This is a genomic window from Massilia niastensis DSM 21313, assembly GCF_000382345.1.
In the GTDB taxonomy this organism is placed as follows: domain Bacteria; phylum Pseudomonadota; class Gammaproteobacteria; order Burkholderiales; family Burkholderiaceae_D; genus Telluria; species Telluria niastensis.
Window position 1 is genome coordinate 43,163 of record NZ_KB908090.1, and the last position, 22,118, is coordinate 65,280.

At 67.7% G+C, this 22,118-nt stretch carries 14 protein-coding genes; 6 read left to right on the forward strand and 8 right to left on the reverse strand.

Going from position 1 to position 22,118, the window contains the following annotated elements:
* The first annotated feature begins 62 nt into the window (after nucleotides 1-62).
* The 3 genes from carA to xth all read left to right on the forward strand — a co-directional run bounded on the left by carA (nucleotide 63) and on the right by xth (nucleotide 5,897).
* Entirely contained in the window at nucleotides 63-1,223 is a 1,161-nt protein-coding gene (gene carA, locus H162_RS0110845) for a glutamine-hydrolyzing carbamoyl-phosphate synthase small subunit (protein ID WP_020653489.1), read from the forward strand.
* Complete coding sequence (gene carB / locus H162_RS0110850; RefSeq protein ID WP_020653490.1) at nucleotides 1,216-5,025, forward strand: carbamoyl-phosphate synthase large subunit; 3,810 nt, start codon at nucleotides 1,216-1,218, stop codon at nucleotides 5,023-5,025. The genes carA and carB overlap by 8 nt, the downstream gene beginning before the upstream one ends.
* Before the next feature lie 104 nt (nucleotides 5,026-5,129).
* Nucleotides 5,130-5,897 (forward strand): exodeoxyribonuclease III, encoded by a 768-nt coding sequence (xth, locus tag H162_RS0110855; protein WP_020653491.1) that lies wholly within the window; start codon nucleotides 5,130-5,132, stop codon nucleotides 5,895-5,897.
* A 7-nt stretch (nucleotides 5,898-5,904) separates the two neighbouring features.
* Here xth and H162_RS0110860 read toward each other — a convergent pair whose 3' ends face one another.
* The 8 genes from H162_RS0110860 to H162_RS0110895 all read right to left on the reverse strand — a co-directional run bounded on the left by H162_RS0110860 (nucleotide 5,905) and on the right by H162_RS0110895 (nucleotide 17,595).
* Nucleotides 5,905-8,514 (reverse strand): EAL domain-containing protein, encoded by a 2,610-nt coding sequence (locus H162_RS0110860; protein WP_020653492.1) that lies wholly within the window; start codon nucleotides 8,512-8,514, stop codon nucleotides 5,905-5,907.
* 133 nt (nucleotides 8,515-8,647) lie between these two features.
* The gene (gene prpF, locus H162_RS0110865) at nucleotides 8,648-9,838 is read right to left on the reverse strand and encodes a 2-methylaconitate cis-trans isomerase PrpF (protein ID WP_026354506.1); all 1,191 of its coding nucleotides are present in this window, start codon (nucleotides 9,836-9,838) and stop codon (nucleotides 8,648-8,650) included.
* Nucleotides 9,839-9,943: 105 nt separating this feature from the next.
* Nucleotides 9,944-12,550, reverse strand: a complete 2,607-nt coding sequence (gene acnD / locus H162_RS0110870; protein ID WP_020653494.1) for a Fe/S-dependent 2-methylisocitrate dehydratase AcnD — start codon at nucleotides 12,548-12,550, stop codon at nucleotides 9,944-9,946.
* Nucleotides 12,551-12,559: 9 nt separating this feature from the next.
* Nucleotides 12,560-13,726: a bifunctional 2-methylcitrate synthase/citrate synthase gene (prpC, locus tag H162_RS0110875; protein WP_020653495.1), complete on the reverse strand. Its 1,167-nt coding sequence runs from the start codon at nucleotides 13,724-13,726 to the stop codon at nucleotides 12,560-12,562.
* 16 nt (nucleotides 13,727-13,742) lie between these two features.
* Nucleotides 13,743-14,633 carry a methylisocitrate lyase gene (gene prpB, locus H162_RS0110880; protein WP_020653496.1) on the reverse strand — a complete coding sequence of 297 codons (891 nt, stop codon included), beginning with the start codon at nucleotides 14,631-14,633 and terminating at the stop codon, nucleotides 13,743-13,745.
* 283 nt (nucleotides 14,634-14,916) lie between these two features.
* Nucleotides 14,917-15,369 (reverse strand): Ohr family peroxiredoxin, encoded by a 453-nt coding sequence (locus tag H162_RS0110885; RefSeq protein ID WP_020653497.1) that lies wholly within the window; start codon nucleotides 15,367-15,369, stop codon nucleotides 14,917-14,919.
* 247 nt (nucleotides 15,370-15,616) lie between these two features.
* Nucleotides 15,617-17,278, reverse strand: a complete 1,662-nt coding sequence (locus H162_RS0110890; RefSeq protein WP_020653498.1) for a cation acetate symporter — start codon at nucleotides 17,276-17,278, stop codon at nucleotides 15,617-15,619.
* On the reverse strand, nucleotides 17,275-17,595 hold the full coding sequence (locus H162_RS0110895) for a DUF485 domain-containing protein (RefSeq protein WP_084676993.1): 321 nt from the start codon (nucleotides 17,593-17,595) through the stop codon (nucleotides 17,275-17,277). Before H162_RS0110895 ends, H162_RS0110890 begins: the two co-directional genes overlap by 4 nt.
* Before the next feature lie 157 nt (nucleotides 17,596-17,752).
* On the opposite strand from H162_RS0110895, the gene prpR reads away from it, so the two are divergent.
* The 3 genes from prpR (at nucleotide 17,753) to H162_RS0110910 (ending at nucleotide 22,113) form a co-directional block, all read left to right on the forward strand.
* Entirely contained in the window at nucleotides 17,753-19,360 is a 1,608-nt protein-coding gene (prpR, locus tag H162_RS0110900; RefSeq protein WP_026354508.1) for a propionate catabolism operon regulatory protein PrpR, read from the forward strand.
* 204 nt (nucleotides 19,361-19,564) lie between these two features.
* On the forward strand, nucleotides 19,565-20,944 hold the full coding sequence (locus H162_RS0110905) for a pyridoxal-phosphate dependent enzyme (protein WP_020653501.1): 1,380 nt from the start codon (nucleotides 19,565-19,567) through the stop codon (nucleotides 20,942-20,944).
* Entirely contained in the window at nucleotides 20,941-22,113 is a 1,173-nt protein-coding gene (locus H162_RS0110910; RefSeq protein WP_020653502.1) for a trans-sulfuration enzyme family protein, read from the forward strand. The genes H162_RS0110905 and H162_RS0110910 overlap by 4 nt, the downstream gene beginning before the upstream one ends.
* Nucleotides 22,114-22,118: the final 5 nt, after the last annotated feature.

Sequence of the window (22,118 nt, forward strand, 5' to 3'; positions counted from 1 at the left end):
TCTCCAGTCCGGAGAAGGACTCCCCTTCTCCGGCGGGGGAGCGTCCACCATTTGGAGATGACATGAGCAGTTCAATCCGTCCAACCCGCCCGCAGGGCGTCCCGGCCATCCTGGCGCTTGCAGACGGCACGGTGTTCCGTGGCGTCTCGATCGGCGCCACCGGCCATGCCAGCGGCGAAGTCGTGTTCAACACGTCCATGACCGGGTACCAGGAAATCCTGACCGACCCGAGCTACAGCCGCCAGATCGTCACCCTCACCTATCCGCATATCGGCAACACCGGGGTCAACCCCGAGGACGTCGAATCGACCCGGGTGCACGCGGCGGGCCTGGTGATCAGGAACCTGCCCCTGCTGGCCTCGAACTTCCGCAGCGTCCAGTCGCTGTCGGATTACCTGGCCAGCCAGGACGTGGTCGCGATCGCGGGCATCGATACGCGCAGGCTGACCCGCGTCCTGCGCGAACGCGGCGCCCAGAACGGCGCGATCGTCGCCGCCCCCGGGTCCGACGAACAGGCGCTCGCCCTGGCGCGCGCCTTTCCCGGCCTGGACGGCATGGACCTGGCCCGGACCGTGAGCACCGCGCAGCCCTACGAATGGCGCGAGGGCGAATGGCGCCTCGGCCACGGCTTCGAGCGCCCCGCCGGCCGGCGCTACCATGTGGTCGCCTTCGACTTCGGCGTCAAGCACAACATCCTGCGCATGCTGGCGCAGCGCGGCTGCCGGATCACCGTCATCCCGGCCCGCTCCAGCGCCCTCGACGCCCTCGCGCTGCGCCCGGACGGCATCTTCCTGTCGAACGGCCCGGGCGATCCCGCTCCGTGCGAGTACGCCGTCAAGGCCAGCCGCGAACTGATCGAGGGAGGCCTGCCCACCTTCGGCATCTGCCTCGGCCACCAGATCATGGCGCTCGCCTCCGGCGCCCGCACCGTCAAGATGAAGTTCGGCCACCACGGCGCCAACCACCCGGTCAAGGACCTCGACAGCGGACAGGTGATGATCACCTCGCAGAACCACGGCTTCGCCGTCGATCCGGCCTCGCTTCCGGCCAACTGCCGCGTCACCCACGTCTCGCTGTTCGACGGTTCGCTGCAGGGCTTCGCCCGCACCGACCGTCCGGCATTCTGCTTCCAGGGCCACCCGGAAGCCTCCCCGGGCCCGCACGACATCGGCGTGCTGTTCGACCGTTTCACCGCGATGATGGAGGAATACAAACATGGCTAAGCGCACCGACATCCGCAGCATCCTGATCATCGGCGCCGGGCCGATCGTCATCGGCCAGGCCTGCGAGTTCGACTACTCCGGGGCCCAGGCCTGCAAGGCGCTGCGCGAGGAGAGTTACCGGGTCATCCTGGTCAACAGCAACCCGGCGACCATCATGACCGACCCCGACATGGCCGACGCCACCTACATCGAGCCGATCACCTGGCAGGTGGTGGCGCGCATCATCGGGCGCGAGCGGCCCGACGCGATCCTGCCGACCATGGGCGGCCAGACCGCGCTCAACTGCGCGCTCGACCTGCACCGCAACGGCGTGCTGGAACAGTACGGGGTCGAGCTGATCGGCGCCTCGCCGGACGCCATCGACAAGGCCGAGGACCGCTCGCGCTTCAAGGAGGCGATGACGAAGATCGGGCTCGGCTCGGCGCGCTCGGGCATCGCCCACGACATGGCCGAGGCCTGGGCGGCGCAGAAGGAACTGGGCTTCCCGGTCATCATCCGTCCCTCGTTCACGATGGGCGGCAGCGGCGGCGGCATCGCGCACGACGCCGGGGAATTCAGCGCCATCTGCCAGCGCGGACTGGAAGCCTCGCCGACCTCCGAACTGCTGATCGAGGAATCGCTGATCGGCTGGAAGGAATACGAGATGGAGGTGGTGCGCGACCGCAAGGACAACTGCATCATCGTCTGCTCGATCGAGAACCTGGACCCGATGGGCGTGCATACCGGCGACTCGATCACGGTGGCGCCGGCGCAGACCCTGACCGACCGCGAATACCAGATCATGCGCAACGCGTCGATCGCCGTGCTGCGCGAGATCGGCGTGGAGACCGGCGGCTCGAACGTGCAGTTCGCGATCAACCCGGCCGACGGACGCATGATCGTCATCGAGATGAACCCGCGCGTGTCGCGCTCCTCCGCCCTGGCCTCGAAGGCCACCGGCTTCCCGATCGCGAAGGTGGCGGCCAAGCTGGCGGTCGGTTTTACTCTCGATGAGCTGCGCAACGAGATCACCGGCGGCGCCACCCCGGCCTCGTTCGAGCCGTCGATCGACTACGTGGTGACCAAGATCCCGCGCTTCGCGTTCGAGAAATTCCCGCAGGCGGACGATCGCCTCACCACCCAGATGAAGTCGGTCGGCGAGGTGATGGCGATCGGGCGCAGCTTCCAGGAGTCGTTCCAGAAGGCGCTGCGCGGCCTGGAGGTCGGGCTCGACGGCCTGGCCGGGACCGGCGCCGGCGCCGACGTGATCGAGGAAGAGCTGCGCCGTCCGGGGCCGCGCCGCCTGTGCTACCTGGCCGACGCCTTCGCCCGCGGCTACTCGCTGCTCGATGTGCAGCGCCTGAGCGGCATCGACCCCTGGTTCCTGGCGCAGATCGAGGACCTGGTGCACACCGGGGCCGCCCTGGCCGGCACCCGGCTCGACCTGCTCGACCGGCGCGCCCTGTTCGCGCTGAAGCAGCAGGGCTTCTCGGACCGGCGCCTGGCCACGCTGCTCGGCGCCGACGAGCGGGCCGTGCGCGCGCGCCGCCAGGACCTGGGCGTGCGCCCGGTGTACAAGCGGGTGGACACCTGCGCCGGCGAGTTCTCCACCAGCACCGCCTACCTGTACTCGACCTACGACGAGGAGTGCGAATCCAACCCGAGCGCCAGGAAGAAGATCATGGTGCTGGGCGGCGGCCCGAACCGCATCGGCCAGGGCATCGAATTCGATTACTGCTGCGTGCACGCGGCGATGGCGATGCGCGAGGACGGCTACGAGACCATCATGGTCAACTGCAACCCCGAGACCGTCTCGACCGACTACGACACCTCCGACCGCCTCTACTTCGAGCCGCTCACGCTGGAGGACGTGCTGGAGATCGTCCACCTCGAGCAGCCCGAGGGCGTGATCGTCCAGTACGGCGGGCAGACGCCGCTCAAGCTGGCGCTGGCGCTGGCCGACGCGGGGGTGCCGATCATCGGCACCTCGCCCGACATGATCGACGCCGCCGAGGACCGCGAGCGCTTCCAGCGGCTGCTGCACCAGCTCGGCCTGCGCCAGCCGGAGAACCGCACGGCCCGCACCGAGGAGGAGGCGCGCCGCCTGGCCGGCGAGATCGGCTATCCGCTGGTGGTGCGCCCCTCCTATGTGCTGGGCGGGCGCGCGATGGAGATCGTCGACGAGCCGCTCGAGCTGGAACGCTACATGCGCGAGGCGGTCGAGGTGTCGCCCGATTCGCCGGTGCTGCTCGACCGCTTCCTGAACGACGCCATCGAGGTCGACGTCGACTGCCTGTCGGACGGGCACCGCACCTTCATCGGCGGCGTGATGGAGCACGTCGAGCAGGCCGGCGTGCACTCGGGCGATTCGGCCTGCGCGCTGCCGCCCTACTCGATATCTTCCGAGACCGTGCGCGAGCTGAAGCGCCAGACCGCGCTGATGGCCAGGGGCCTGAACGTGGTCGGCCTGATGAACGTCCAGTTCGCGATCCAGCAGAAGCGCGTGGACGGGCGCATGCACGACGTCATCTACGTGCTCGAAGTGAACCCGCGCGCCTCGCGCACGGTGCCCTTCGTGTCCAAGGCGACCGGGCTGCCGCTGGCGAAGATCGCGGCGCGCTGCATGGCCGGGCAGACGCTCGAAGCCCAGGGCATCAGCGCCGAGGCCGCGCCATCGCACTTCAGCGTGAAGGAGTCGGTGTTCCCGTTCGGGAAGTTCGCCGGCGCGGACACCCTGCTCGGCCCGGAGATGAAATCGACCGGCGAGGTGATGGGAGTCGGCCGCACCTTCGGCGAAGCCTTCTACAAGGCGCAGCTCGCGGCCGGCGTGCACCTGCCGCAATCGGGCCGCGTGTTCATGCGCGTCAAGCGCGCCGACCAGGCGCGCGCCGTGACCGTCGCGCGCGTGCTGGCCGGGATGGGCTTCGGCTTGTATGCGGACGAGGTCACCGCGAGCGTCCTCGATGCGGCCGGGCTGCCGGCGACCCGGCTCGACGACGCCGCGGCGCTGGCCGCGCTGGCCGAGCGGCAGATCGCGATGATGGTGCTGACGGTGGACGAGAAGCGCAGCGCGGCCGCCGCCTCGCGGCCGCTGCGCGTGGCCGCGCTCAAGGCCGGCACGCCGGTATTCACCACCATCGCGGGCGCCGACGCGGCGGCCGAAGCCATGCGCCACCGCGACAGCTTCGGCCTGTACACCTTGCGCGAGCTGCACGAGGGCGAAGGCGTGGCGGCGCAGCCTGGCCGCCTCGCCGTCCGGGACGAGGACCTGGCCGCCAGCCGGGCCGCGCTGGAGCGGCGCGCCCACGAGCGCGCGCCGCGCAGCCCGGACGCGCCGCCGCTCAAGGTGTTCATCCGCCAGCCCTTCACCGAAGCGGATGCCGGCCAGCAGCAGATGGTCGCGGACATCCTGCTCCTGATCGACAGCGCCAACGGCAAGCGCTACGCGTTCGACTACCTGACCGGCATCCGCGCCGAGAGCGCGGCCACCTTCAAGCGCTCGTTCGAGCAGGAGCAGGGCCTGCCGTTCACGCCGAAGAACTTCCGCGCGCACCGGCTGGCCAGGCTGGCCGATGCGGACGTGTTCGTGAACATCCGGGTCGGCATGAGCGAGAGCAGCGCGTTCGAGCTCGGCTACCACGTATTCAAGGGCAGGCGCACGCCGATCCTGTTCCTGGTGTGGAAGCATGCGCCGATCAAGACCACCCTGCTGCGCGAGCTGGACGAGTTGTGCGACGTGACCTACCTGGAGTTCGAGCACGTGGACGAACTGCGGCAGGATATCCACGCGTTCTTCGCGTCGATCGGGGCCCGCCGGCCCTAGCGCGGCGCGGCAGGCCCGGGGGCCGATCGGGTATCATGCGGGCGGCCATGTCATTGCACGACATGGCCGCCACCCCCGCATACCCACTCAGCCCCAACGCAAACATGAAGATCGCCACCTGGAACGTCAACTCCCTGAAAGTCCGCCTCCCCCACCTGCTTCAATGGCTCGAAGCCAATCCGGTGGACGTCCTGTGCATCCAGGAGACCAAGCTCACCGACGACAAATTCCCGCTGGCGGACATCAACGCGGCCGGCTACCAGGTGACCTACAGCGGGCAGAAGACCTACAACGGCGTCGCCATCCTGTCGAAGCTGCCGATCGAGGACGTGGTGCGGAACAACCCGCGCTTCGAGGACCCGCAGCAGCGCCTGCTCGCCGCCACCATCGGGGGCATGCGCTTCATCTGCGCCTATGTGCCGAACGGCCAGGAAGTCGGCTCCGACAAGTACGTCTACAAGCTGGCCTGGCTCGCTTCGCTGCGCGAATGGGTGGCCGCCGAGATGCGCCAGCACGAGCAGTTCGCGATCCTGGGCGACTACAACATCGCACCGGACGCGCGCGACGTGCACGACCCGGCCGAATGGGAAGGCCGCATCCATTTCTCCGAGCCCGAACACGCGGCGCTGAACGAGCTGCTCGGCCTCGGGCTGTCGGATGCGTTCCGCCTGTTCGAGCAGCCGGAAAAGCAGTACAGCTGGTGGGATTACCGCCAGCTCGCGTTCCGCCGCAACCGCGGCCTGCGCATCGACCATATCCTGCTGTCGGAAAAACTGGCGAAGCGCTGCACCGCATGCACCATCGACCGCGAGCCGCGCAAGTGGGAACAGCCGTCGGATCACGCGCCGGTGGTGGCGACGCTGGCCGATTAAGAGGGCCCTACCCGACCAGGAACGCGCCGACCAGCGCGGCCGGCAAGGGACGCGCGAACAGGTAGCCCTGCGCGTACTGGCAGCCGAAGCTGCGCAGCAGCGCATACTGCAATTCGGTCTCGACGCCCTCGGCCACGACCTCCAGCTGCAGGCTGTTGGCCAGGGCCATCACCGCCGCGACGATCGCCCGGTCTTCCGAGCTGACGTCCAGCTCGCGCACGAAGACGCGGTCGATCTTGATCTTGCGCACCGGGAAACGCTTCAGGTAGGCCAGGCTCGAATAGCCGGTCCCGAAGTCGTCGATCGACAGGCACATGTCCATCGCGTTGATCTGGCGCAGGATGTCGAGCGTCTGCCCGCCGTGCTGCATCAGCGCGGTCTCGGTGATCTCGAATTCCACCAGGCTGGGGGCGATCCCGGTCTCCGCGACGATGCGGCGGATCGACTCGACCAGCCCATGGTGGGTGAACTGGCGCGCCGACAGGTTGATCGCCAGCGGCACCACGTCCAGCCCTTCGCGCTGCCACGCCATGTTCTGGGCGCAGGCGGTGCGGATCACCCACTCCCCCACCGCCACGATCATGCCGTTCTCTTCCAGGATCGGGATGAACTCCTCCGGCCCCACCAGTTCGCTGCCGTTGCGGCGCCAGCGCAGCAGGACCTCGAGCGCGCACGGGCGGCGCGTGGCGGTATCCATGACCGGCTGGTAATACAGCTCGAACTCCTCGCGCGCCAGGGCGCCGCGCAGGCTCGACTCGAGGTCGAAATGGCGCGCCGCGGCCTGGTTCATGCGCTCGGTGAAGAACTGGTAGTTGTTGCGGCCGGCCGCCTTGGCGTGGTACATCGCGGCGTCCGCGTGCCGCATCAGGGTCTCGACGTCGGGACCGTCGTCGGGATAGACGCAGATGCCGATCGACGGCGAGATATGCAGCTTGTGGCCCTCGTACGGGAAGGGCGATGCCAGCGCCTCGATGATCTTGTCGCCGACATGGCGGCACTCCTCGCCCGATTCGATCTCGGGCAGCAGCACCACGAACTCGTCGCCGCCCAGGCGCGCCACGGTGTCGCTGGCGCGCACCGCCACCACCAGCCGCTTGGCGACTTCGCGCAGCAGGTGGTCGCCGGTCTGGTGGCCGAGCGAATCGTTGATGGTCTTGAAGCGGTCGAGGTCGAGGAACATCAGGGCCAGCTTGCCGCCGCTGCGGGTGGCGGCGCGGATCGCGCAGTCCAGCCGGTCAGACAGCAGCGCGCGGTTCGGCAGGCCGGTCAGGCTGTCGTGGTAGGCCATGTGGTGCACCCGCGCCTCGGCCTGGCGCCGCTCGACGATCTCTTCCTGCAGCAGGGCGTTGGCGCCGGCCAGTTCCGCGGTGCGTTCGGCCACCCGGATCTCCAGCTCGTCGCGCGCGCGGCGCACCGCGTCGGCCGCCTCGCGCTGGGCGGTGACGTCGTCGACCAGCCAGACGCTGCGGCCGCGCTGCTGGGACGGGTCGAACAGGCGGCCCGACAGGCGCGCCCAGAAACGGGTGCCGTCGCAGCGCTCGAGCTGGTACTCGGCCATGTGGACCCGGCCGGCGGCGAAATCGCGCGCCGTCAGCTCGCGCGCGGCGAGCCAGCTGCCGTCGTCGGGATACAGGGTGCGCACCTCGGCGCCGAGGATGCCGCCCGGCCTGCAGCCGAACAGCTCTTCCATCTTGCGGTTGCAGTGGAGCGTGCGGCCGTCCTCGATCACCGCGATGCCCAGCACCGCGCTGTCGAGGATCGCGCGGTTCTCCATCAGCGCCTCGCGCAGCGACTGCTCGTCGTTCTTCTCGCGGGTGCGGTCTTCCAGCATCCAGATCGTGCCCTTGTGCGGATCCTCCGGGTCGACCTGGTAGCCGATCATCTGCACCCAGACGCGGGCGCCGTCCTTGCGCACCAGGGTCTTTTCGGTACGGAAGGAAATCCCGCGCGCGAGCTGCGGATAGGCGCTCACGCCCAGGTCCTCATAGGACTCGTCGTCCGGGTACAGCACGCGCGTGCTCATGCCGATCGGCTCGCCCTCGTCGAAACCGAACATGGACAGGAAGGCCGGGTTGGTGCGCCGGATCAGGCGGTCGCGGGTGAACATGATGCCGATCGTGGCGTTGGTCATGATCGCCTGCCCCTCGATCGAGGCCTGGCGCGCCTCGGTCACGTCCTCGATGATCCAGATCGTGCCCGCATCGCGCTGGGCCGGATCGATGGCGCGGGCGCGCAGCCGCGCCCAGAACAGGCTGCCGTCGCCGCGCCGGAACTGGTACTCGCACTTCTCGAACAGCCGGCCCGTCCCGAGCACGCCATAGGCCTCGGCGGCCAGCGCCTGGTAGGCCTCGGGCGAGGTGAACACATGGACCGGACTGGCGCCCGTGAGCTGCTCGCGCGTGTAGCGGAACATCTCGCAGATGCGCGGGTTGAAGGACTTGATCTGGCCCGGCTGCGTAAACACGATGCCCACCGGCGCGTTCTCGAGGATGGCGCGCTGTTCGAGCACCATGCGGCACAGGGCCGCCGCCTCCGGGTCGGGCTGCTCATTGTCGCAGGCGGCGTCCAGCGGCGCCGCTGCAGGGTCGATCTCGGGTTGTTTGAATAGTCGGTCCATCGATACTTGCTGGTAACGCCCTTATGCCCGATGAATTGCTAGATTGCAAATCATAAACCAGAAATGAAGGGAGTTGTGCTACTAGCAAGCATGATGCGGGGAAAACGCCACACTGGCCCTTTCCCCGGGGCGATCAGAAGCTGTCGCCCGGAACCCGCACCCAGCCTTCCATCAGCACGCGCGCGCTGCGGCTCATGATGGCCTTGCTGACGCTCCATTCGCCGTCGACCTGCACCGCTTCGGCGCCCACGCGCAGGGTGCCGGACGGGTGGCCGAAGCGCACCGCGGTGCGGGCGCCGCCGCCGGCGGCGAGGTTGACCAGGGTGCCCGGAATGGCGGCGGCGGTGCCGATGGCGACCGCCGCGGTGCCCATCATTGCATGGTGCAGCTTGCCCATCGAGAGGGCGCGCACCAGCAGGTCGACGTCGCCGCTGGCCACCTGCCTGCCGCTCGAGGCGACATAGTCGGCCGGCGCGGCCACGAAGGCGACCTTGGGCGTGTGCTGGCGCTTGGCGGCGTCCTCGATGCCCGCGATCAGGCCCATGCGCAGCGCGCCGTGGGCGCGGATGGTCTCGAACATGGCCAGTGCGCGCGGATCGCCGTTGATGGCTTCCTGCAGCTCAGTGCCGGTATAGCCGAGCGCCTCGGCGTTCAAGAAGATGGTGGGGATGCCGGCGTTGATCATGGTCGCCTTGAGCGTGCCGACGCCCGGCACCTCCAGCTCGTCGACCAGGTTCCCGGTCGGGAACATGGCGCCGCCGGCGCCCTCTTCTTCCGCGGCCGGATCCATGAATTCGAGCTGCACTTCGGCCGCCGGGAAGGTCACGCCGTCGAGCTCGAAGTCGCCGGTTTCCTGGACCTGGCCGTCCGCCACCGGCACGTGGGCGACGATGGTCTTGCCGATGTTGGCCTGCCAGATGCGCACGGTGGCGACGCCGTCGCGCGGGACGCGCTCCGGGTCGAGCAGGCCGCTGGCGATGGCGAAGGAACCGACCGCCGAGGACAGGTTGCCGCAGTTGCCGCTCCAGTCGACGAAGGGCTTGTCGATCGCGACCTGGCCGAACAGGTAGTCGACATCGTGCTCCGGGCGGCTGCTCTTCGCGACGATCACGGCCTTGCTGGTGCTCGAGGTGGCGGCCCCCATGCCGTCGATCTGCTTGCCGTAGACATCGGGGCTGCCGATCACGCGCAGCAGCAGCGCGTCGCGCGCCGCGCCGGGCACGCGCGCGGCTTCGGGCAGGTCGTCCAGGCGGAAGAACACGCCTTTGCTGGTGCCGCCACGCATGTAGGTGGCGGGAATCCTGATTTGTGGTACGTGGGGCATGTGCTTGTCCTTGATATGGGGATTGCGGTCGGGGTGACGCTGGTGGAACGCGTGGACGGCGGAGCCGTCCACGCGTTCAACGCAAGCCGAAACGACCTCGACGTATTATGCTGCCGCCTTCGATGCGCTCGACTCGAGGAAGTCCTGCGCGAAGCGCTGCAGCACGCCGCCCGCCTCGTAGATCGCCACTTCCTCGGCGGTGTCGAGACGGCAGGTCACCGTCACCTCGACCGTTTCGCCGTTCCTGCGATGGATGACGAGAAGCAGGTCGGTGCGCGGGGTGCGCTCGCCGACCACGTCGAAGGTCTCGGTGCCGTCGATGCCCAGGCTCCGGCGGTTCACGCCCGGCTTGAACTCCAGCGGCAGCACGCCCATGCCCACCAGGTTGGTGCGGTGGATGCGCTCGAAGCCTTCGGCCACGATCGCTTCCACGCCCGCCAGGCGCACGCCCTTGGCCGCCCAGTCGCGCGACGAGCCCTGGCCGTAGTCGGCGCCGGCGATCACGATCAGCGGCTGCTTGCGCTCCATGTAGGTCTCGATCGCTTCCCACATGCGGGTCACCTGCCCTTCCGGCTCGATACGCGCCAGCGAACCGGCCTTCACGTTGCCCATGGCGTCGCGCACCATCTCGTTCTTCAGGGTCGGATTGGCGAAGGTCGCGCGCTGCGCCGTCAGGTGGTCGCCGCGGTGGGTGGCGTAGGAGTTGAAGTCCTCTTCCGGCAGGCCCATCTTCGCCAGGTACTCGCCGGCCGCGCTGTCGAGCATGATCGCGTTCGACGGCGACAGGTGGTCGGTGGTGATGTTGTCGCCCAGGACCGCCAGCGGACGCATGCCGGACAGCGTGCGCTCGCCGGCCAGCGCGCCTTCCCAGTACGGCGGACGGCGGATGTAGGTGCTCGTCGGGCGCCAGTCGTACAGCGGATCGACCTTGCTGCCGTCGTCGGCCACGCGCGCGAACATCGGCGTGTAGACCTTGCGGAACTGTTCCGGCTTGACGCTGGACTCGACGATGGCGTCGATCTCCTCGTCCGAGGGCCAGAGGTCGGCCAGGCGCACTTCCCTGCCCTGGGCATCCAGTCCCAGCACGTCCTTCTCGATGTCGAAGCGGATGGTGCCGGCGATCGCGTAGGCCACCACCAGCGCCGGCGAGGCCAGGAAGGCCTGCTTGGCGTAGGGGTGGATGCGGCCGTCGAAGTTGCGGTTGCCCGACAGGACGGCGGTCGCGTACAGGTCGCGTTCGATGATCTCCTGCTGGATGCTTGGCTCCAGCGCGCCGCTCATGCCGTTGCAGGTGGTGCAGGCGAAGGCGACCACGCCGAAGCCGAGCTTTTCCAGTTCCGGCATCAGGCCCGCTTCTTCCAGGTACAGGGCGACGGCCTTCGAACCCGGCGCGAGCGAGCTCTTGACCCAGGGCTTGCGCACCAGGCCCAGCTTGTTCGCGTTACGCGCCAGCAGGCCGGCCGCGATCATGTTGCGCGGGTTGTTGGTGTTGGTGCAGCTGGTGATGGCCGCGATGATGACGGCGCCGTCCGGCATCAGGCCAGGTTCGTTCTCGACCACGCCGCTGATGCCGCGCGCCGCCAGCTCCGAGGTCGGCACGCGGCTGTGCGGGTTGGACGGGCCGGCGATGTTGCGCACCACGGTCGACAGGTCGAAGGACAGCACGCGCTCGTACCGGGCGTTCTTCAGGCTGTCGGCCCACAGGCCGGCTTCCTTCGCATAGGTCTCGACCAGCTCGACCGTTTCCTCGTCGCGGCCGGTCAGGCGCAGGTACTTGATGGTCTGCTCGTCGATGTAGAACATCGCGGCGGTGGCGCCGAATTCCGGGGCCATGTTGGCGATCGTGGCGCGGTCGCCCAGGGTCAGGCTGGCTGCGCCCTCGCCGTAGAACTCGAGGTAGGCCGAGACCACTTTCGACTTGCGCAAAAACTCGGTCAGCGCCAGCACGATGTCGGTGGCGCTGATGCCCGGCTGCGCCTTGCCGGTCAGCTCGACGCCGACGATGTCGGGCAGGCGCATCCAGGAGGCGCGGCCCAGCATGACGCTTTCGGCTTCCAGGCCGCCCACGCCGATCGCGATCACGCCGAGCGCGTCGACCATCGGGGTGTGGGAGTCGGTGCCGACCAGGGTGTCCGGATAGGCGACGCCGTGCTCGGACTGGATCACCGGCGACATGCGCTCGAGGTTGATCTGGTGCAGGATGCCGTTGCCCGGCGGGATCACGTCGACGTTCCGGAAGGCTTTCTTGGTCCAGTCGATGAAGTGGAAGCGGTCTTCGTTGCGGCGGTCTTCGATCGCGCGGTTCTTGGCGAAGGCATCCGGATCGAAGCCGCCGCACTCGACGGCCAGCGAGTGGTCGACCACCAGCTGGGTCGGCACCACCGGGTTGACCAGGGCCGGGTCGCCGCCCTGCGCCGCGATGGCGTCGCGCAGGCCGGCCAGGTCGACCAGGGCGGTCTGGCCGAGGATGTCGTGGCAGACGACGCGCGCCGGGAACCACGGGAAGTCGAGGTCGCGCTTGCGCTCGATGATCTGCTTCAGCGCGTCGGTCATGGCGCTCGGCTCGCAGCGGCGCACCAGGTTCTCGGCCAGCACGCGCGAGGTGTACGGCAGCGTGTCGTAGGCGCCGGGCTGGATGGCGTCGACCGCGGAGCGGGTGTCGAAGTAGTCCAGGCTGGTGCCAGGAAGGGGTTTGCGGTGGTTGGTGTTCATGGCGGTGCGTTATTTGCGATCCGCGATCGGCACGAACTTCAGGTCTTCCGGACCCACATAGTTCGCGCTCGGGCGGATGATCTTGTTGTCGATGCGCTGTTCGATGACGTGCGCGGCCCAGCCGGAGGTGCGCGAGATGACGAACAGCGGGGTGAACATGGCGGTCGGCACGCCCATCATGTGGTACGACACGGCCGAGAACCAGTCCAGGTTCGGGAACATCTTCTTGACTTCCCACATGACCGATTCCAGGCGCTCGGCGATGTCGAACATCTTCATCGAGCCGGCTTCCTGCGACAGGCTGCGCGCGACTTCCTTGATCACCTTGTTGCGCGGGTCCGAGATCGTGTAAACCGGATGGCCGAAGCCGATCACGACTTCCTTGTTCGCCACGCGGTTGCGGATATCGGCTTCGGCTTCGTCGGCGTTCTCGTAGCGCTTCTGGATCTCCAGCGCCACTTCGTTGGCGCCGCCGTGCTTCGGACCGCGCAGCGCGCCGATCGCGCCGGTGATCGCCGAGTGGATGTCGGAACCGGTGCCGGCGATCACGCGGGCGGTGAAGGTCGAGGCGTTGAACTCATGCTCGGCGTACAGGATCAGCGAGGTATGCATCGCCTTGACCCAGGATGCCGACGGCTTTTCGCCGTGCAGCAGGTGCAGGAAGTGGCCGCCGATCGAGTCGTCGTCGGTTTCCACCTCGATGCGCTTGCCGTTGTGGCTGAAGTGGTACCAGTACAGCAGCATCGAGCCGAACGAAGCCATCAGGCGGTCGGCGATATCGCGCGCGCCCGGCATGTTGTGGTCGTCCTTTTCCGGCAGGGCGCAGCCCAGGGCCGACACCCCGGTGCGCATCACGTCCATCGGGTGGGCACCGGCCGGCAGCGCCTCCAGCGCGCTCTTGACCGCCTGCGGCAGGCCGCGCAGCGATTTCAGCCTGGCCTTGTAGCCCTTCAGTTCCGCCACCGTCGGCAGCTTGCCGTGCACCAGCAGGTAGGCGATCTCTTCGAATTCGCAGGAGTCGGCGACGTCGAGGATGTCATAGCCGCGGTAGTGCAGGTCGTTGCCCGTCTTGCCCACCGAGCACAGTGCGGTGTTGCCGGCGGCGACGCCGGACAGCGCCACGGATTTCTTCGGCTTGAAGGTCGGGAGGTCGGTTGCGGTGTTCTGGATGCTCATCTGGGTAGTCTCCTGATTACTTGGCTTTGCTTTGGGCGAACAGGGCGTCGAGCTTCTGTTCGTAGCTGTGATAGTCGATGCGTTCGTACAGTTCGGCGCGGGTCTGCATGGTGTCGACCACGTTCTGCTGGGTGCCGTCGCGGCGGATCGCGTTGTAGACGTTCTCGGCCGCCTTGTTCATGGCGCGGAAGGCCGACAGCGGGTACAGCACCAGACCGACGTGGGCGCTTGCCAGTTCCTCGACCGTGAACAGCGGGGTCGAACCGAATTCGGTGATGTTGGCCAGCACCGGCACCTTCACGGCGTCGGCGAATTGCTTGTACATGTCGAGGCTGGTCATCGCTTCCGGGAAGATCATGTCGGCGCCCGCCTCCACGCAGGCCACGGCGCGCTCGATGGCGGCGTCCAGGCCCTCCACGGCCAGCGCGTCGGTGCGCGCCATGATCACGAAGTTCTCGTCGGTACGGGCGTCGGTGGCGGCCTTGATGCGGTCGACCATCTCGTCCTTGCCGACGATTTCCTTGCCCGGGCGGTGGCCGCAGCGCTTGGCGCCGACCTGGTCTTCGATGTGGCAGGCCGCCGCGCCGAACTTGATCAGCGAACGCACGGTGCGCGCGACGTTGAAGGCCGAGGCGCCGAAGCCGGTGTCGACGTCGACCAGCAGCGGCAGGTCGCACACGTCGGTGATGCGGCGCACGTCGGTCAGCACGTCGTCGAGGTTCGAGATGCCCAAGTCGGGCAGGCCCAGCGAGCCCGCGGCCACGCCGCCGCCGGACAGGTAGATCGCCTTGAAGCCGGCGCGCTTGGCCAGCAGGGCATGGTTGGCGTTGATCGCGCCGACCACTTGCAGCGGGGATTCTTCCTGGACGGCCTTGCGGAATGCGGCGCCTGCGGAGTATTGGCTCATGCTGTTACCTTTCGAATGATGCGTGGGTGAGATGGCTACGTTAATGCAAAGGCCATGCCAGCCTGTTTGCGCGTGCGCACGCAGGCGCGCCGAGCTTAAAATTCCTGTATTTTCAATGAGTTACGGCAAGCCCCTACCCCAGGCTTGCGGAGCATGGGGATGCAATGTTTCACGCGTGTTTCATTATGAAACACGTTGAACAAAATGGAAACGCGCAGATGCCGCCGGAGAGAGAGTGCCGGCCAGCCCTGTACGCACGTCAGGGCGGACCGGCACTGGCACTTCAGGTGGTGATGACACCCAGCGCGACATCGATATTGCCGCGCGTGGCTTTCGAGTAAGGGCACAACTGGTCAGCGGCGTGTGCGATCGTGGCCGCCGCGTCCGGGTCGAAGCCCGGCAGGACGAGGTTCAGGCGCGCCCGGATGAGGTACTCGGCGCCGGCCGTTCCCAGGTCCACGTCGATTTCCACCGCGGTATCCGGTGGCAGCGTGATTTTCTTTTCCTTGGCCACGACACTGACGGCGGCCAGGTAGCAGGCCGACCAGGCGCCGGCGAACAGCTGCTCCGCAGTCGGGTGCGGCAAGACGGCCTCGAAGGCATGCTCGCGGGCGCCCGGGCCTCCGGCGCTCGTATTGATGCTGACCTTACCGTCATGATGGCCGGCAAGGAGCCGCCCGTCGCTCGAGGTGGTACGGGTTCGTCCGGTGGCCAGCACTTTCGTGATCTTGTTCATGATGCGCTCCCTGTAATGGAATGGGTCTCCTTGTTCTTGTCCTCGCACTTCAATCGCATGCGATAAATTTAGTGTAGGCGCGCAGATCGCGAAGTCAATGACCCTTCCGTCTGGGCCCGCCTGTTTAGATGTACGCACGCGCGCCGGTGACCGGGCCATGACAAGGCCGAATCCACAGCCAACGCGCACAGAGCCTTATGAAAAAACCCCGCCGAGGCGGGGTCTGGACAAGCACACTGACGAGGGATCAGTGCGCGGAGGCGGCTGCGGCGCCGATGCCGGTTTCCGAACGCATTTCCTGCGCTTCGTAGCCTGCCCTGTCGATCGCGGCGCGCGGGCTCTTGTCGGTGACCGAGAAGAACCAGATGCCGAAGAAGCCGACGGCCATCGAGAAGATGGCCGGCGAGGCGTACGGGAAGATCGCTTCGGCGTTGCCGAGCACGTCCACCCACACCGACTTCGATACCACGGTCAGCACCACGGCGGTGGCCAGGCCCAGGAAACCGCCGACGGTGGCGCCGCGGGTGGTGCAGTCCTTCCACAGCACCGACATGAACAGCACCGGGAAGTTGGCCGAGGCGGCGATCGCGAAGGCCAGCGACACCATGAAGGCCACGTTCTGCTTCTCGAACGCGATGCCGAGGAGCACCGCGATGAAGCCCAGCGCGATGGTGGTGATCTTCGAGACCTTCAGCTCGTTGGCGCTGGTCGCCTTGCCCTTCTTGAACACGGTCGCGTACAGGTCGTGCGACACGGCCGAGGCGCCCGACAGGGTCAGGCCCGCCACCACCGCCAGGATGGTCGCGAAGGCCACCGCCGAGATGAAGCCGAGGAAGACGTCGCCGCCCACCGCCTTGGCCAGGTGCACCGCCGCCATGTTGTTACCGCCCAGCAGCTTGCCGGCAGCATCCTTGAAGTCCGGATTGGTGCCGACCAGCACGATCGCGCCGAAGCCGATGATGAAGGTCAGGATGTAGAAGTAGCCGATCCAGGTGGTGGCCCACAGCACCGACTTGCGCGCTTCCTTGGCGCTCGGGACGGTGAAGAAGCGCATCAGGATGTGCGGCAGGCCGGCGGTGCCGAACATCAGCGCCATGCCGAACGAGATCGCCGAGATCGGATCCTTGATGAAGCTGCCCGGACCCATGATCGCGTCGCCCTTGGCGTGCACTTCGGTGGCGCGGGCGAACAGCGCTTCGGGGCTGAAGTTGTACTGCGACAGCACCACGAAGGCCATGAAGGACGCGCCCGACAGCAGCAGCACGGCCTTGATGATCTGCACCCAGGTGGTGGCGGTCATGCCGCCGAACAGCACGTAGACCATCATCAGCACGCCGACCAGCACCACGGCGATCCAGTATTCCAGGCCGAACAGCAGCTTGATCAGCTGGCCGGCGCCGACCATCTGCGCGATCAGGTAGAACGCGACCACGACCAGGGTGCCCGAGGCCGCGAACACGCGGATCGGCTTCTGGTGGAAACGGTAGGCGGCGACGTCGGCGAAGGTGAAGCGGCCCAGGTTGCGCAGGCGTTCGGCCATCAGGAAGGTGATGACCGGCCAGCCGACCAGGAAGCCGATCGCATAGATCAGGCCATCGTAGCCGTCCAGGAACACCGCCGCGGAAATGCCCAGGAAGGAAGCGGCCGACATGTAGTCGCCCGCGATCGCCAGGCCGTTCTGGAAGCCGGTGATGCCGCCGCCGGCGGTGTAGAAGTCGGAGGCCGAACGGGTCTTGCCGGCCGCCCATTTGGTGATGAACAGGGTCATGACCACGAACGCCGAGAACATGCTGATCGCGGTCCAGTTGGTGGCCTGCTTGGTCGCCTGGCCAAGGTCGGGAGCCGCCAGCGCGGCGCCCGCCGCAGCCAGCAAGGCCAGCGCGGCGGAAGTACGGGTCAGGGATTTCATGCTTTCACCTTCTTCTTGATCGAATCGCTCAGTTCATCGTACTGGCTGTTGGCCCGGTGTACATAGATGCCGGTAATGGCGATGGTAAAGAGGATGACGAAGAGGCCAAGGGGGATGCCCCAGGTCATGACGCCGTCACCCAGGCGGGTGCCCATGAATTCCTTGTTGAATGCGACGAGCAGGATGAAGCCGTAATAGACGATCATCATGCACCAGGTGAGAGTCCAGCCGAACCTGGAACGCATTCCTACCAGCTTGCGGTAGTCAGGGTCGCTCTTGACCCGTTCCAGCATGGTTCGATCCACTTGCAGATCCATTTGTGTCTCCTTATTTCTTGGTGTATTGCCTTTCAAGGCTGATATGCATCCTACGGGTGGGCCCTTACCGGATTCTTACGGCTGACACGAGGTCTTCCCAAGGTGAGACATGTTTCAGAATGAAACATTGCGTGAGAAAATGAACTACACTTGAAACATGAATCATTCTACGCGCCCCCCTGCGGATGCAGGCGACAAGCCCGTGATATGGACGGTGTCCGTGTCTCGTTTGTCCGATTTGTTTCGCGACATTACCCTTGAGTACGACCACCTGGCCGCGATCGAACCGCTGCACCTGGGCTTCGACGAGGCCGCGCGCCATATCCGCGAACGCATGGCGAGCGAGCGCTGCGACGTGGTGATCGCGGCCGGCTCGAACGCCGCCTACCTGAAAGGCCGGGTATCGGCGCCGGTGGTGGTCGCGAAAGCCAGCGGTTTCGATGTCATGCAGGCGCTGGCGCGGGCGCGCCGGGTGTCGCAGCGGATCGGCGTGATCAGCTACCAGGCGCAGCTCCCCGAACTGGCCGAGTTCGCCTCCACCTTCGGCGTCGACATCGCCCAGCGCACCTACGTGACCGAAGAGGATGCGCGCGCCGGCATCAACGAGCTGAAGGCGGCCGGGGTCCAGGTGATCGTCGGCGCCGGCCTGATCACCGACCTGGCCGAGGAAGCGGGACTGACGGGCGTGTTCCTGTACTCGGCGGCCTCGATCCGGCAAGCCTTCGACGACGCGCTGGAGATGGCGCGCCTGACCCACCTGGAATCGAGCCGGGTGCGGCGCACGCCCGCCACCGACACCCGGCGCGCGCGGCGCGGCCTGAACGACCTGCGCGGCGATTCGGGCGCGATGGAGCGGCTGCGCCAGACCGTGGTGCTGTACGCGCGCTCGCCGGCCACGGTGCTGATCCAGGGCGAGACCGGCAGCGGCAAGGAACTGGTGGCGCAGGCGATCCACCGCGAGGGACCGCGGCGCGCCGCCAACCGGCCGTTCGTGGCGGTGAACTGCGGCGCCATCGCCGAGTCGCTGCTGGAATCGGAACTGTTCGGGCACGAGGAAGGCGCGTTCACCGGCGCGCGGCGCGGCGGGCACGCGGGGCTGTTCGAGGCGGCCAACGGCGGCACCCTGTTCCTCGACGAGATCGGCGAGATGCCGCTGGCCCTGCAGACGCGCCTGTTGCGCGTGCTGGAGGAGCGCGAGGTGGTGCGGGTGGGCGGCACGCGGCCGGTGCCGATCGAGGTGCGGGTGGTGAGCGCGACCCATTGCGACCTGGAGGCGCGGGTGCGCGAGGGACGCTTCCGCGCCGACCTGTTCTACCGGCTGGCGGTGCTGCGCCTGACCCTGCCGGCGCTGCGCGCGCGCCCCCAGGACATCGCGGCGCTGGCCGAATGGTCGCTGAAGAATGCGCTGGCCGCGCTGGGCGCGCGGCCGCATCCGAACCTGCATGCCGAGATCACGGCCTGCGCGCCGCTGCTGGAAGCGTATTCCTGGCCGGGGAACGTGCGCGAGCTGCGCAACCTGACGGAACGCCTGGCGCTGTTCCTGGCGGCGGAACCGCTGCAGGCGCTGACGCCGGGCTTCGTGCTGTCGGTGGCGCCGGAGCTGGCGCAGCGCGAGCCGGCGGCGGTGTTCGCCCTGCCCTCCCCGGCGCCGGCCGAGTCGCTGGCCGACGTGCTGGCGCGCTTCGGCGGCCAGCGCGACCTGGCGGCGCGGCACCTCGGGATCAGCCGGACGACCTTGTGGCGCAGGCTGAAGGCGGGGGGCTGATTTTCCGGCAGCGCCAACCTGTCCTGCTTGATCCGCCCCCTTGCCACCATTGGCAAAACTTTAATACACTCCACTGTCAGCCCTGACAAAAAGCCGTATCATGTTTCTTTACCATGGCCTGGCGCGTACCAGCGCCAGTTCGTCGTAGCACGGCGTCCCACGAGGCGCCTCCAGACCCTCGCGGTTTGGCCTATCGGAGGCAATATGCAACATGCGTCGCAAGCTGCACTGTTTTCGCTGATCGGCGATACCCCGCTGGTGGAAGTCACCCGGATCGACACCGGCCTCTGCCAGCTGTTCCTCAAACTGGAATCGCAGAATCCCGGCGGCTCCATCAAGGACCGCATCGGCAAGACCATGATCGAGCAGGCCGAGCATGACGGCCATCTCCAGCCCGGCGGCACCGTGGTCGAGGCCACGGCCGGCAATACCGGCCTCGGCCTGGCCCTGGTGGCCCGCATCAAGGGCTACCGCGTGGTCCTGGTGGTGCCCGACAAGATGGCGGCCGAGAAGGTGCTGCACCTGAAGGCGCTCGGCGCCGAGATCCACCTGACCCGCTCCGACGTCGGCAAGGGCCACCCCGAGTACTACCAGGACTACGCGGCGCGCCTGGCGAAGGAAATCCCGGGCGCCTGGTTCGCCGACCAGTTCAACAACCCGGCCAATCCGCGCGCCCACGAGCACACGACCGGCCCGGAAATCTGGGACCAGACCAACCACAAGCTCGACGCGATCGTGGTCGGCGTCGGCTCGTCCGGCACCCTCACCGGCCTGTCGCGCTTCTTCCGCAAGACCCAGCCCCACCTCGAATTCATCCTGGCCGACCCCAAGGGCTCGATCCTGGCGGAATACGTGAACACCGGCAAGGTGTCCAAGGAGGCCGGTTCGTGGGCGGTCGAGGGCATCGGCGAGGATTTCATTCCCGGCATCGCCGACCTGTCGCGCGTCACCAAGGCCTACACGATTCCCGACGAGGAGAGCTTCAACACGGCGCGCCTGCTGCTGCAGCAGGAAGGCATCCTGGGCGGCTCGTCCACCGGCACCCTGCTGGCGGCCGCGCTGCGCTACTGCCGCGAACAGACCCGGCCCAAGCGGGTCGTCACCTTCGTGTGCGACACCGGCACGCGCTACCTGACCAAGGTCTACAGCGACGGCTGGATGGTCGACCAGGGCCTGCTCACGCGGCCCAGGCTGGGCGACCTGCGCGACCTGATCGGGCGCCGCTACGACGACGGCGAGGTGGTCACCGTGTCGCCGACCGACACCCTCCTCACCGCCTTCAACCGCATGCGCAGCGCCGACCTGCAGCAGCTGCCGGTGATCGACAGCGAGGGCCGGCTGGCGGGACTGATCGACGAATCCGACCTGCTGCACCACGTCACGGTCGAGCCCGGCCGTTTCGGCGCGCCGGTATCGAGCACCATGACCGCCCAGCTGCAGACGCTGCACCCGGCGGCCAGCATGCAGCAGCTGCGCGAGATCCTCGACCGCGGCCTGACCGCGGTGGTCCAGGACGGCCCGCACTTCTACGGCCTGATCACGCGCTTCGACCTGCTCAATCATCTCCGAAGGACCCTATCGTGAGCGACACGAAACAACACCTGGCCACCCGCGTCATCCACGGCGGCCAGGCGCCCGAGCCTGCGACCGGCGCCGTGATGCCGCCGATCTTCGCCACCTCCACCTTCCGCCAGGAGAGCCCGGGCGTGCACAAGGGCCTGGACTACGGGCGCTCGCACAACCCGACGCGCTGGGCGCTGGAGCGCTGCGTGGCCGACATCGAAGGCGGCGGCGCGGCCTTCGCCTTCGCATCCGGCCTGGCCGCGATCGCGGCGGTGCTGGAGCTGCTGCCGTCCGGCTCCCACATCGTCGCCGGCGACGACATGTACGGCGGCACCTACCGCCTGTTCGAGCGCGTGCGCCGCAAGAGCGCCGGCCATGATTTCGCCTATGTCGACCTGGCCGACCCGGACGCGCTCGCCGACGCGCTGCGTCCCGAGACGCGCATGGTGTGGGTCGAGACGCCGACCAACCCGATGCTCAAGCTGGCCGACCTGCGCGCCATCGCCGCGCTGTGCCGCGCGCGCGGCATCCTGACCGTGTGCGACAACACCTTCGCCAGCCCGATCGTGCAGCGCCCGCTCGAATGCGGCTTCGACATCGTCGTGCATTCGACCACCAAGTACATGAACGGGCACTCCGACGTGATCGGCGGCGTGGCGGTGGTCGGCAACGAAGACCGGCATGCCGAACTGCGCGAGCAGCTCGGCTTCATCCAGAACGCGGTCGGCGCGATCCAGGGGCCGTTCGACAGCTTCCTGGTGCTACGCGGGATCAAGACGCTGGCCCTGCGGATCGAGCGCAGCGGCGACAACGCGCTCGCGCTGGCGCAGTGGCTGGAACGGGAGCCGAAGGTGCGCAAGGTGCATTATCCGGGGCTGGAATCGCATCCCCAGCATGCGCTGGCGCGGCGCCAGATGAACGGCTTCGGGGGCATCGTGTCGATCGACCTCGATACCGACCTGGCGGGCGCGCGGCGCTTCCTCGAGCGTTGCGAGGTGTTCACCCTGGCCGAGAGCCTGGGCGGGGTCGAGAGCCTGATCGAGCATCCGGCCCTGATGACCCATGCGAGCATACCGGCGGACCGGCGCGCCGAGCTGGGGATCGGCGACGGGCTGATCCGCTTGTCGGTGGGGATCGAGCACCTGGAGGACCAGCGGGAAGATCTGCGGCGGGCGCTGGCGGCGATCTAGCGCTG